Annotated in this window: 12 protein-coding genes and 1 pseudogene; 5 read left to right on the plus strand and 8 right to left on the minus strand. The window is 67.6% G+C overall.

Features of this window, described 5'->3' with window-relative positions:
- Positions 1 to 66 precede the first annotated feature (66 nt).
- The 3 genes from rplS to H7V21_RS04000 are packed head-to-tail and all read right to left on the minus strand — an operon-like array spanning position 67 to position 1,586.
- Positions 67 to 459, minus strand: coding sequence for a 50S ribosomal protein L19 (rplS, locus tag H7V21_RS03990; protein WP_188055506.1), 393 nt, complete (start codon positions 457 to 459; stop codon positions 67 to 69).
- 1 nt (position 460) lies between these two features.
- A complete protein-coding gene (trmD, locus tag H7V21_RS03995; protein ID WP_188055508.1) occupies positions 461 to 1,201 on the minus strand; it encodes a tRNA (guanosine(37)-N1)-methyltransferase TrmD in 741 nt (246 codons plus the stop codon).
- Between the two features lies 1 nt (position 1,202).
- Entirely contained in the window at positions 1,203 to 1,586 is a 384-nt protein-coding gene (locus H7V21_RS04000) for a PIN domain-containing protein (RefSeq protein ID WP_188055510.1), read from the minus strand.
- A 61-nt stretch (positions 1,587 to 1,647) separates the two neighbouring features.
- Here H7V21_RS04000 and H7V21_RS04005 point away from each other — a divergent pair, with 61 nt between their 5' ends.
- A complete protein-coding gene (locus tag H7V21_RS04005) occupies positions 1,648 to 2,556 on the plus strand; it encodes an NAD(P)/FAD-dependent oxidoreductase (RefSeq protein ID WP_188055512.1) in 909 nt (302 codons plus the stop codon).
- 8 nt (positions 2,557 to 2,564) lie between these two features.
- Here the strand turns inward: H7V21_RS04005 and H7V21_RS04010 are convergent, their stop codons facing one another.
- The 4 genes and pseudogenes from H7V21_RS04010 to ffh all read right to left on the minus strand — a co-directional run bounded on the left by H7V21_RS04010 (position 2,565) and on the right by ffh (position 6,772).
- Complete coding sequence (locus H7V21_RS04010) at positions 2,565 to 3,977, minus strand: sulfatase (protein ID WP_223177043.1); 1,413 nt, start codon at positions 3,975 to 3,977, stop codon at positions 2,565 to 2,567.
- 104 nt (positions 3,978 to 4,081) lie between these two features.
- The gene (rimM, locus tag H7V21_RS04015; RefSeq protein WP_188055514.1) at positions 4,082 to 4,600 is read right to left on the minus strand and encodes a ribosome maturation factor RimM; all 519 of its coding nucleotides are present in this window, start codon (positions 4,598 to 4,600) and stop codon (positions 4,082 to 4,084) included.
- A gap of 130 nt (positions 4,601 to 4,730) precedes the next feature.
- Positions 4,731 to 5,177, minus strand: a pseudogene (rpsP, locus tag H7V21_RS04020) (30S ribosomal protein S16); the annotation flags it as partial.
- 116 nt (positions 5,178 to 5,293) lie between these two features.
- Complete coding sequence (gene ffh, locus H7V21_RS04025; RefSeq protein ID WP_188055518.1) at positions 5,294 to 6,772, minus strand: signal recognition particle protein; 1,479 nt, start codon at positions 6,770 to 6,772, stop codon at positions 5,294 to 5,296.
- Between the two features lie 228 nt (positions 6,773 to 7,000).
- Between ffh and H7V21_RS04030 the strand changes: the two genes are divergently transcribed.
- Positions 7,001 to 8,638 carry a putative bifunctional diguanylate cyclase/phosphodiesterase gene (locus H7V21_RS04030; protein ID WP_188055520.1) on the plus strand — a complete coding sequence of 546 codons (1,638 nt, stop codon included), beginning with the start codon at positions 7,001 to 7,003 and terminating at the stop codon, positions 8,636 to 8,638.
- Here H7V21_RS04030 and H7V21_RS04035 read toward each other — a convergent pair.
- Positions 8,613 to 9,191 (minus strand): DUF924 family protein, encoded by a 579-nt coding sequence (locus H7V21_RS04035; protein ID WP_188055522.1) that lies wholly within the window; start codon positions 9,189 to 9,191, stop codon positions 8,613 to 8,615. The two genes, H7V21_RS04030 and H7V21_RS04035, sit on opposite strands and share 26 nt — an antisense overlap.
- A gap of 24 nt (positions 9,192 to 9,215) precedes the next feature.
- Between H7V21_RS04035 and mtaB the strand changes: the two genes are divergently transcribed.
- The 3 genes from mtaB (at position 9,216) to H7V21_RS04050 (ending at position 12,113) form a co-directional block, all read left to right on the plus strand.
- Complete coding sequence (gene mtaB, locus H7V21_RS04040) at positions 9,216 to 10,457, plus strand: tRNA (N(6)-L-threonylcarbamoyladenosine(37)-C(2))-methylthiotransferase MtaB (RefSeq protein WP_188055524.1); 1,242 nt, start codon at positions 9,216 to 9,218, stop codon at positions 10,455 to 10,457.
- Entirely contained in the window at positions 10,457 to 11,395 is a 939-nt protein-coding gene (ftsY, locus tag H7V21_RS04045; protein WP_188056342.1) for a signal recognition particle-docking protein FtsY, read from the plus strand. Before mtaB ends, ftsY begins: the two co-directional genes overlap by 1 nt.
- A 97-nt stretch (positions 11,396 to 11,492) precedes the next feature.
- The gene (locus tag H7V21_RS04050; protein ID WP_188055526.1) at positions 11,493 to 12,113 is read left to right on the plus strand and encodes a septation protein A; all 621 of its coding nucleotides are present in this window, start codon (positions 11,493 to 11,495) and stop codon (positions 12,111 to 12,113) included.
- The last annotated feature ends 26 nt before the right edge of the window (positions 12,114 to 12,139 follow it).

Raw genomic sequence — 12,139 nt, forward strand, 5'->3', positions numbered from 1 at the left:
GTCCAGACGCAAACGGGGCGCGGAAGCCTTTGCCTCCGCGCCCCGCCGTATCGGATCGGTCCGGGCTTATTCCGCCGCTTCGACGGTCTTGCTCGGGCGCGGATCGCGGCGCTCGGCGATACGCGCCGCCTTGCCGGTGCGGCCGCGCAGATAATAGAGCTTCGCGCGACGCACGACGCCGCGGCGCACTACCTCGATCGACTCGACGTTGGGCGAATAGAGCGGGAAGACGCGCTCGACACCCTCGCCAAAGCTGATCTTGCGGACAGTGAAGCTGGAGCCCATGCCCTTGTTGGCGCGGGCGATGCAGACGCCTTCGAAATTCTGGACGCGGGTGCGCTCGCCCTCGACCACCTTCACGCCGACGCGCAGCGTGTCGCCCGGGCGGAATTCCGGAATCGCCTTGGATTCGGTGAACTTCTTGATCTGCTCGGCTTCGATCGTCTGGATGAGGTTCATCTCATTTGGTCCCATTCCCGTGCCGCGCGCCAGAGGGAGGTCGGGCCCGAGCGCCCTCGTGGCGCTCCCAAAGGTCCGGCCTCCGTAGCCGTGTATCGCTCTCGGCGCTGGCGCGTCGCCATGCCTCGATCCTCGCATGATCCCCCGATCGCAGCACTTCGGGGATCGTGCGCCCTTCCCAGTCGACAGGTCGGGTATATTGCGGATATTCGAGCAGCCCCGTTTCGAAGCTCTCGTCCATGCCGCTTGAAGCCGCGCCCATTACTCCCGGAAGCAGGCGAATGCAAGCGTCGAGCAGCACCAGCGCCGCCATTTCGCCGCCCGACAGGATATAGTCGCCGATCGACACCTGCTCGACCTGGCGGCCCTCGAAAATCCGCTCGTCGAACCCTTCGAAGCGTCCGCAAAGAACCGTGACGCCGGGCCCCTCCGCCAGCGACCGGACCCGCGCCTGATCGAGCGGACGGCCGCGCGGGGTCATCGCGAGCACGGGGGCGTCCGGCTGCCGTTCGCGCGCGTGATCGACTGCCGCGGCGAGGACATCGGCACGCAGCACCATCCCCGCCCCGCCCCCCGCGGGCGTATCGTCGACCGAGCGGTGCCTGTCGGTGGCGAAGTCGCGGATCTGCACGGTATCGAGCGACCAGGCCCCCTCGCGCAGCGCGCGACCGGCGAGCGACGCCCCGAGCGGGCCGGGAAACATCTCCGGATAGAGCGTCAATACGGTCGCGGCGAAGGTCACGTCAGGTCCAGTCCTCGATGCGCAGCCCCGCCACGTTGCGGAAGTCGCGCAGATTGTGAGTCACCAGCGTGGCGCCGAGCGACAGCGCGTGCGCGGCGATCAGCCGGTCGAGCCGCCCGCGCGCCGCGCGCGCCGCCGGAAAGGCCCGCGCCGCAGCCGCATCGAACGCCAGCAGGGGCACGCTTTCGAGCAAGCGGTCGAGCGACGCAAGCGCCGCCTCGCCCCGCCGCGCACTGCCCTCCATCAGCTCGGCGAGGCTGATCGCCGAAACGGCGATGCTGCCGGCGGGGGCCCGCGCGATCCGCAGCGCCAGCCGCGCCGCGTCGCCGCGGAGCAGCCGGATGCAGATGTCGCTGTCGAGCAGATGGCGCGGCGCAGGTTCCATTCGCCCGCCGATAGCATCGGCCGAGGGAACCTGTCGCCCGCCACGCGCGCTACGCCACCGCATGGACGATTGCATCATCATCGGAGCGGGACCGGCGGGGCTGACGGCGGCGATCTATCTCGCGCGCTTCCATCTCGACATCCGCCTGTTCGATTGCGGGACCAGCCGCGCGGCGCTGATTCCGCAAACGCACAATCACGCCGGTTTCCCGCAGGGGATTTCGGGCACCGACCTGCTGGCGCGGATGCTGGAACAGGCGCAACGCTATGGCGCCGCGCGCGAGCTTGCCCGGGTGACGGCGGTTCAGCCGGAGGACGACGGCTTTCGAGTCGAAGTGGAGGGGCAGCGCTATCGCGCCCGATCGGTGCTGCTCGCGACCGGAGTCATCAACAACCGGCCGCCGGGCATGGCCGACGATCTGCATGCGCTGGCGCTCTCACGCGGCCTGCTGCGCTATTGCCCGATCTGCGACGGCTATGAAGCAACCGACCAGCGGATCGGCGTGATCGGCAGCGGCGGGCACGGCATGCGCGAGGCGATTTTCCTGCGCGGCTACAGCAAGGACGTGACGCTGATCGCGCCCGAGGCCGAGCATAACCTCGATTCCGAGTGCCAGGCGGCGCTCGACGCAGCGGGGGTCGCCCGTATCGACGGCCCCTGCGGCGGCTATGGCATCGAGGACGGGCGGATCGCGCTCGACACCGCCAGGGGCAGGATGACGTTCGACACGATGTATCCGGCGCTGGGATCGCGCATCCGATCCGAACTGGCGATCGCCGCCGGTGCGCGCGGCGACGACAGCGGCTGCCTCGAAGTCGACGATCACCAGCGCACGTCGATCCCCGGCCTCTTCGCGGCGGGCGATGTGGTGAAGGGCCTCGACCAGATCAGCCACGCGATGGGCGAAGGCGGCGTCGCAGCGACGACGATCCGCAACATGCTCGCGGAACAGCGGCCCTTGCGGCGCTGAGGAAGCCGTCAGTAGCGGTCGGCGTCGACGTCCTTCACGTCGTAGCTGAAGCTGTTCGGCGGATAGGGAAGCATCGAGGCGTTCCAGCGGTCCCAGGCACCGCGCAGCTCGGCCAGCCGCGAAGGTTCGTCGCCCGCACGATCAGCGCGCTCACGCGCGTCGGCGGCTAGATCGAACAGATGCTCTTCCGCGCCGAGGCGAACATATTTCCAGTTCCCGTCGCGCACTGCCGCCTGCTCGCCCGCACGGTGCCGCCAGAACAAGGTCCGCGCGACGATCGGCTCCGCACCTGCGAGCACCGGCATCAGGTTCATTCCGTCGGAAGGAAAGGCCGGATCGGGAGCACCGCCGACGGCCGCGAGCAGCGTCGGAAGGAAGTCCATCGAGATCATCACCTGATCCGAGAGGGTTCCCGGAGCGATCCGCCCTGGCCAGCGAACGATGAGGGGCACGCGCAGTCCACCTTCCAGCACTTCGCCCTTCACGCCGGTGAAGGGCCAGGTCTCGGAGAAGCGCTCGCCTCCATTGTCGCTGGTGAAGACCACGATCGTGTTCGAAGCGATTTCCGAGGCAGCAAGTGCCTCCAACACCCTGCCGATGTTGGCGTCCATGTTCATGATCATGCGGGAATAGGTTTCGAGATCGCCGTGATTGCGGTCGAGCGGGTCGTTCCATGCCGCCGCCGCTGCCGTGTCTCCGGGCCCCACCCAGGGGGCGTGGCCGGCGCTGAAGTGCAAGCTCAGGAAGAACGGCGCCGATCCGCCCGCGATCCAGCGCATCGCCTCCTCGGCGAGCGCATCGGTCAGATAGCCGTCCCAACCCGCGGGCGTGCCGTTGCGGGAGAGATCGTCGGGAAACTGCGAGGCAGGCGTGCCGCCCGACTGCTGGTAATAGTTGATCCCGCCGCCGGTATAGCCGAAAAAATGGTCGTAGCCGTAGTTGTTGGGGCCGGAAGTGGGCGTGGATCCGATGTGCCACTTTCCGATCAGCGCGGTGCGATAGCCGAGTCCTTTGAGCAGCGATGGCAGCGTCGGATGTCCCGGCGGCAGCATATCGAGCGGCGACGGCGTAGTGATCGGCTCCTCCAGGCCCACCGGAAGCCGCTGCTGATATCGGCCCGTGACGAGACCGATCCGCGTGGGCGAACAGACGCAGGAATTGGCATAGCCGTTGGTCAGTCGCACGCCGCCCGCAGCCAGCCCGTCGATGGCCGGGGTGAGATAGTCGCGGCGACCGTAGCAGCTGACGTCGGCGTAGCCGAGATCGTCGCCCATGATGAACAGGATGTTCGGCCGGGTCGCGGCCTGGGCTGGCGGAACGAGCGCGCCGTCGCCGCATGCGGCCAGCACGGGAAGCGCGCTCGCGAGCGTCAGGCCCGCCGCCCCACGAAGCACCTCTCGACGGTTCGCACCCTCGTCCACGGATCGGCTCCCCCCGAAGGATCTTACCCGCTCGAGACTATCCTGTCCTACGAGCTTCTACAAGGAAGCCGTTCGATCCTCTCTCGGGGATCGGGAGGCGGAAATCACTCGGCATACGCGTCGGACACGATCAGCCGCTCCACCGTCCATTCGGGCACCGCGGCGGGGATCATCGGCACCATGAAGCGTTTGCCGTCGGGCTTTTCGATCTCGAGCACGTCGCCGGCGCCGTAATTGTCGATCGCGACGACGCGGCCGATCGGCGTGCCGGCCTCGTCCTCGACGGGCAGGTCCAGCAGATCGACGTGATAATATTCGCCCTCTTCGAGCGGCGGCAGCGCCGAGCGGGGGACGGTCAATTCGGTCCCCCGCAGCGCCTCGGCGGCATTGCGGTCGGCGATCTCGACGAAGCGCGCGATGGCGCCGTTCGGCCCCTCGCGCAGCGATTTCAGCGTCAGTGCGCCGCCATTGAACTGCTTGTGGCGACCGATATCCTCGGCGAACACCTTCAGCCGAACCTCGCCGGTGATGCCGTGGGCGCCGATGACGGCCGCGAGCGTGACGGCTCGATCTTCGCTCCCGCGTGCGGGAGGCGTGGGGGGAGGATTTGCGTCAGCGGCCATCGCGAAACGCCATGCCCTCCCCCGATCCCTCCCGCAAGCGGGAGGAAGGTCTTCCTCAGCCTTCGGCCGGCTCCTGAGCGGACTCGCCGTCCTTCACCGTGCCTTCGTCGCCCGCGTCGCCATTGGGCGTCGCTTCGTTCGTGCCGGCTTCCTGCGCGTCCTCGGCAGGCGCTTCGGCGGCGGGAGCTTCCTCGGCGGGCGCAGGCGCAGCGGCGGCCTCGGCAGCGGCTTCCTCGGCCGCCTTCGCCTTCTCGGCACGCTCCTCGGCGCGCTCCTTGGCCTTCTCGCCCGGCTCGGCCTTGTTCGGGTTGTTGCGCGCGGCGCGCTCCTTGATGCCGGCGGCGTCGAGGAAACGGGCGACACGGTCGGTCGGCTGCGCGCCGACGCTCAGCCAATGCTTGGCGCGATCGCCATCGAGAACGACGCGCTTCTCGTCGTCCTTGGCGAGGAGCGGGTTATAGGTGCCGATCTTCTCGATGAAGCTGCCGTCGCGCGGGCTGCGCGCATCGGCGATCACGATCCGGTAATAGGGGCGCTTCTTCGATCCGCCCCGCGACAAACGCATGCTGACTGCCATGGTGTTCTTCTCTCTTCCGTCGCCCCCGCGGAGGCGGGAGCCTATCGCTCTTCCAACAATCGCCGCCCCTCAGTCGCGAGAGACATGGGCCCCTGCCTCCGCAGGGGCGACGAAACTCATTTCTTCTTCATCAGATTCTCGAAGCCGGGCGGCAGACCGGGCTGACCGCCGCCGGGAAGCCCGGGCAGGCCGCTGTCCATCTTGCCCATCATCTCGCCCATCTGCGCACCGCCCAGCGCGTTGCCGACGCCGCCCATGCCACCCTTGCCGAGCATCGCCATCAGCCCCTTGATGCCGCCCATCTTCTTGAGCTTCTTCATCGCGGTCTGCATTTCCTGATGCATCTTCAGGAGCTTGTTCACGTCCTGCACGGTCGTGCCGCTGCCCTTGGCGACGCGGATCTTGCGCTTGGCGTTGAGCAGTTCGGGCTTGGATCGCTCCTTGGGAGTCATCGAGCCGATCATCGCGTCCATCCGCAGCAGGATCCGCTCGTCGACCGCGCCGCTCGCCATCGCCGCCTGCGCCTTCTTCATGCCGGGCATCATGCCCGCCAGCGCACCGATCCCGCCCATGTTGCGCATCTGGGCAAGCTGGGCGCGCAGGTCGTTCATGTCGAACTTCCCCTTGGCCAGCCGCTCGGCCATGCGCTCGGCGTCTTCCTGCTCGATCGACGCCGCGGCCTTTTCGACCAGGCTGACGACATCGCCCATGCCGAGGATACGGCCGGCGACTCGCTTGGGATGGAAGGGCTCGATCGCATCGAGCTTCTCGCCCATGCCGGCGAACTTGATCGGCTTGCCGGTGACGGCGCGCATCGACAGCGCGGCGCCGCCCCGCGCATCGCCGTCCATCCGCGTGAGGATGACGCCGGTGAGCGGCACCTGCGCCAAGAAATTCTCGGCGACGTTGACTGCGTCCTGTCCGGTGAGCGAATCGACGACGAGCAGGATTTCCTGCGGCTGCGCGATGTCGGCAACCGCCTTCATCTCGTCCATCAGCGCCTGATCGACATGGAGTCGACCGGCAGTGTCGAGCATGACGACGTCATAGCCCTGGAGTTTCGCCGATTGGAGTGCGCGGCGCGCGATGTCGACCGGCTGCTGCCCCTGGACGATCGGCAGCGTGTTCACTTCGGTCTGCGTACCGAGGACGGCGAGCTGCTCCTGCGCGGCCGGGCGATTGACGTCGAGCGACGCCATCATCACCTTCTTGCCCTGCTTCTTCAGCAGCTTGGCGAGCTTGGCGGTGGTCGTCGTCTTGCCCGAGCCCTGAAGGCCGACGAGCATCACCACCGCGGGCGGGGTGACGTCGACATTGAGCTCGGCAGTGTCCTCGCCGAGCATCCCGACGAGCGCGTCGTGGACGATCTTGACGACCTGCTGCCCCGGCGTGACCGAGCGCAGGACATTCTGGCCGACCGCCTGTTCGGTCACCTTCTCGACGAACTGGCGCGCGACGGGGAGCGCGACATCGGCCTCGAGCAGCGCGATCCGCACTTCGCGCATCGCCGTCCGCACATCGGCTTCGGTCAGCGCGCCGCGGCCCCGCAGGCGCTCGAAAACGCCGCCCAGCCGATCGCTCAGAGACTCGAACATGCACTACTCCAATCCGCCGACCCCGAAACGCAAAACGCGCCGGCGGACGAAACCTCGTCGGCCGGCGTCACGCCCCGCAGGGCCGATCAGCGCACACGTTCCGGAAGAACGGTCGGCAGCCCCATAGCCGCACCGATGGCCAGGCGCAAGCCGCCAGCAGCTTAACCCGATCTATACGGTCGCGGGTCCAAACCCGTAAGCCATCAGTATCAGGGGGTATTCCCGGCAATGGCGCTGGATCTCGACGAGAACGTCCTCGACATCAAGGAACGGCGGCAGAGCGAGCTGCTGACGGGCGCGATCAGCGTTGCCGCGATCCTGCTGTTCGTGGGAACCGGCAGCCAGGTTCTCTCCACCACGCTCCAGCATTATTTCCAGGGCGGCGCGACGGCGGACCGCACGCTGGTGATCGCGCTGCTGCTCAACGTCGCGCTGATCCTGTTCGGATGGCGCCGCCATCAGGCACTTTCCGAGGAAGTGCGCATCCGCGCGGCGGCCGAGGAACGCGCCCAGCAGCTCGCCAGCCGCGATCCGCTGACCGGCTTCCTGAACCGCCGCAGCATGGCGGAGGAAGGCGCCGCGATGTTCGTGCGCGCCGGACGCCGGCGCAAGGCGATGGCGCTGCTCATCGTCGATCTCGACCATTTCAAGACCGTCAACGACATGCACGGCCACGCCGTGGGCGACGCGCTGCTGCGCGCGGTCGCCAGCGAAATCGCGCAGGCGATGCCGCCGATCGCACTCACCGCGCGGCTGGGCGGCGACGAATTCGCCTGCGGCTTCCTGTTCGATCCCGAGCAGCCCGACACGGTGGAGCGGATCGCCGAACGGCTGGTGAGCCGCATGGCGCAGCCGTTCGAGGCGGAAGGGCTGCGACTCCACATCAGCTGCTCGCTGGGCATCGCGCGTTCCGACTTCGACTGCGCCTCGATCGACGCGCTGATGCGCTCGGCCGACATCGCCATGTATGCGGCCAAGAAATCGGGCCGCAACCGCTATGCCTGGTTCGACCAGTCGATGGAACGCGAACTGCAGACGCGCAACGAACTGGAGTCAGGCCTCCGCACTGCGATCCCGCGGCAGGAGATCGTTCCCTATTTCGAGCAGCAGATCGATCTCACCACCGGCCGGCTCCACGGCTTCGAAGTGCTGGCGCGCTGGGAGCATCCGCAGCGCGGGCTGATCAGCCCCGAGCTGTTCATTCCGATCGCCGAGGAAACCGGCATGATCGCCGAGCTGTCGCTGTCGATCATGCGGCAGGCCTTCGCCGCGGCGCGCGACTGGGATCCCGCGCTCAGCATCTCGATCAACATCTCGCCCTGGCAGCTACGCGACGCATGGCTGGCGCAGAAGATCATCAAGGTGCTGACCGAAACCGGCTTCCCCGCCAACCGGCTGGAAGTGGAGATCACCGAAAGCTCGCTGTTCGACAATCTGGCGCTCGCCCAGTCGATCGTCGGCAGCCTGAAGAACCAGGGCGTGCGGCTGGCGCTCGACGATTTCGGCACCGGCTATTCGTCGCTGGCGCATCTGCGCGCACTGCCGTTCGACCGGATCAAGATCGACAAGAGCTTCATCATGTCGCTCAACGAGAGCGCCGATTCGGCGGCGATCGTCAATGCGATCGCGCGGCTGGGCGAGAGCCTGAACCTGCCGGTGACCGCCGAGGGCATCGAGGATGCTGCGATCGAGGAACGGCTGCGGGCGATCGGATGCTCGAAGGGCCAGGGCTGGCACTATGGCCGCCCGATGTCCGCAGCCGCCACGCGCCGACTGCTCGCCGAGCGCCGCCTGCTTCAGCAACCGCCGCAGGCCCGCAGCGGCGAACCGCCGCTCGACGCTACCAGCCAGCGTCTGGCTGGCTGAGATACTCGCGCTCGGCGGGGGTGCTCTCCCGCCCGAGCGCCGCATTGCGACTGGGGAAGCGACCGTAGCGTTCGATCACGTCGCGATGGTCATAGGCATAGTCCAGCGCCTCCTCCAGCTCGGTCTCGGCGAATTTCGCGACGCTCAGCTGCTGGAGCCTGATGTCCTCGGCATGCATCAACGGCATGTAGAGGAACTGGCGATGCGGATCGGGCATGCCGCGATCCCAGCCGCGGTTGATCGCATCGATCGCAAGCTCCCGCGCCAGCGGATCGGCGGCATAGGCCTCGGCATCGCCGCGGAACAGGTTGCGCGAAAACTGGTCGAGCACGATCACCGCCGCCAGCAGCGTCTCGGGATCGTCGCGCCAGCCGCGCGCGCCGGTTTCCAGCAGCTCTTCGCGCAGATCGGCGAAACGCTCGCGGATCGCCGCATCGACCGAATCGGATTTCGCGAAATGCTGTTCGGGCATCAGCACTTCGAACCAGAAGGCGAGCACGTCGCGCGCCTTCGCGTGGACACTGCGCTCCACCGTCTCTAGATCACCGCTCATGCCTGTATCCGAGCCTTTCCTGTCGTGAGCGTACCGCACGTCATTACGCTGGGCTGCAGACTCAACCTTGCCGAAAGCGAAACGATCCGTGCGCTGCTCGCGGACCGGAACGCGGTGGTGGTGAACAGCTGCGCCGTGACCGGCGAAGCGGTGCGCCGCACGCGCCAGGCGATCCGCCGGGCGCGGCGCGAACGGCCGGACGCCGAGCTGGTGGTGACGGGCTGCGCGGCACAGATCGATCCGCACGGTTTCGCCGCGATGGCAGAGGTCGACCGCGTGATCGGCAATGCCGACAAGCTCTCTCCCGCCGCCTGGCGATCGCCCGAACCGGTGGTGGCACGCGACGTGATGGCGCTGACCGAGACCGCGCCCCACCTCGCCGCCAGCTTTTCCGAGCACGCCCGCGCCTTCGTCGAAGTCCAGAACGGATGCGATCATCGCTGCACCTTCTGCACCATTCCCTATGGCCGCGGAAACAGCCGCTCGGTGCCGGCGGGCGCAGTGGTGGCGCGGATCGCCGCGCTGATCGAAGCGGGCCATCGCGAGATCGTGCTGACCGGAGTCGATCTCACCAGCTATGGCCCCGACCTGCCCGGCGCGCCAAGCCTGGGGCAGCTCGTCGAGCGGATCCTGACGCATACCCGGGTCGCACGACTGCGGCTTTCCTCGCTCGATTCGATCGAGATCGACGACCGGCTGTTCACGCTGCTGACGCAGGAGCCGCGCGTGATGCCGCACGTCCATCTTTCGCTGCAGGCGGGCGACGACATGATCCTCAAGCGCATGAAGCGGCGCCACGGCCGGGCGGACGCGATCCGGCTGGTCGAGCGGATGAAGGCAGCGCGGCCGGAGATCGCGATCGGCGCGGACCTGATCGCCGGCTTTCCCACCGAAACCGATGCGATGGCGGCGAACACCGCCGCGCTGATCGACGCATGCGACATCGTGCACGCGCACATCTTTCCCTACAGCCCGCGCGCGGGAACCCCCGCCGCGCGGATGCCGCAGGTGGCGCGCGACCGCGTGAAGGCCCGCGCGGCGGCGCTCCGCGAACGGGCGGCGGATCGGCGAACCAGATGGCTCGAAACGCTGATCGGCACGCGTCAGCAGGTGCTGGTGGAACGGCCCGGCGACCGCGGCCATGCAGGCAATTTCGCCGAGATGCGGCTCGCGGCGCCGCAGCCGGTCGGAACCATCGTATCCGCGCGCGTCACCGGCGTTGCCGATGGAATAGTGACCGCGACTCCCGACGAAGAGATTTCATGATGAGCACTCGATCTTCCTGGCACACCAAGCTGCTCGGCGGCTTTCGCAAGACATCCGACCGGCTGCTCGGCAACCTGGCCGGGCTGACCGCCGCGCGGCTCGACGAGGAGACGCTCGACGAGATCGAGGAAGCACTGATCGCTTCCGACCTTGGCCCGGCCACGGCAGCCCGTGTGCGCCAGCGGCTCGCCGAGGGCCAGTTCGAGCGCGGGCTGGAGGAGCTCGGCATCCGGCTGATCGTCGCCGAGGAAATCGCGAGGACGCTGGCGCCGGTCGCCAAGCGGCTCGAGATCGAAGCCTTTCCGCGGCCGCAGGTGATCCTGGTGATCGGCGTCAACGGATCGGGCAAGACGACCACGATCGCCAAGCTCGCCAACCTGTTCCTCGAGCAGGATTACCGCGTGATGCTGGCCGCGGGCGACACGTTTCGCGCCGCCGCGATCGGCCAGCTGCGCACCTGGGCCGAGCGCATCGGCGTACCGATCGTCTCCGGCGCGGAGGGCGGCGACGCTGCGGGAATCGTCTATGAGGCAGTGAAGCAGGCGACGCAGATCGGCACCGACGTGCTGATCGTCGACACCGCCGGGCGGCTTCAGAACAAGCGCGAGCTGATGGACGAGCTCGCCAAGATCCGCCGCGTGCTCGGCCGCCTCAATCCGGAGGCGCCACACGACGTGGTGCTCGTGCTCGACGCCACGACCGGCCAGAATGCGCTGTCGCAGATCGAAGTGTTCAAGGAAGTGGCGGGCGTCACCGGCCTCGTGATGACCAAGCTCGACGGCACGGCGCGCGGCGGCGTGCTGGTCGCCGCGGCGGAGAAATACGGGCTGCCGATCCATGCGATCGGCGTCGGCGAGAAGGTCGACGATCTGCGCCCGTTCGATCCGGAAGAGGTTGCGCGGATCATCGCCGGCGTGGAACAAGCGGTGAAGGGATAGCCCCCGCTCCCCTGCCGTCGCTCAGGCGCCGGAGCCAGGCATCAGCTCGACAGGGCGAGCTTCCGACAGGCGCCGCCCCAACGGATCGTTGAGAGACATGACACCCCCCACCAAGAACCCCGCTTCACCCGGCCTGCGCATGCTGATCGATTTCGGTCCGCTCGCGGTCTTTTTCCTCGTCAACAGCCTGTATCCGGGCGAATCGCAGCTCGACAAAGTGTTTGCGGCCACCGCCGCCTTCATGATCGCGATGGCCGGCGCGATGGCGCTCTCGCACTGGAAGAGCGGCCATATCTCGCCGATGCTGTGGGTTTCGGGTGCGCTGGTGCTCGTGTTCGGCAGCCTGACGCTCTATTTCCACAATGAAGTCTTCATCAAGGTGAAGCCGACGATCGTCTATGGGATGTTCGCCGCGGTCCTCGCCTTTGGACTGGCGACGCGCCGCCCGCTGCTGAAGACGCTGCTCGAACAGGCCTATCCAGGCCTTTCGGAGCGCGGCTGGAAGCTGCTGACGATCAACTGGACGATCTTCTTCGTGGTGATGGCGGGGCTGAACGAGCTCGTCTGGCGGACCCAGAGCTGGGACTTCTGGGTCGGCTTCAAGCTGTGGGGAGTGGTGCCGATGACGCTGATCTTCGCCATCGCAAACGTGCCGATGCTGATGAAGCACGGGCTGCAGGCAAGGCCGGAGGAAGCCCCGCTGCCGCCGGAGGGGTGAGCGACAGCGGAACCCCGGAGGGGCTG

The sequence above is a fragment of the Sphingosinithalassobacter sp. CS137 genome (assembly GCF_014334115.1).
Lineage (GTDB): Bacteria > Pseudomonadota > Alphaproteobacteria > Sphingomonadales > Sphingomonadaceae > Sphingomonas.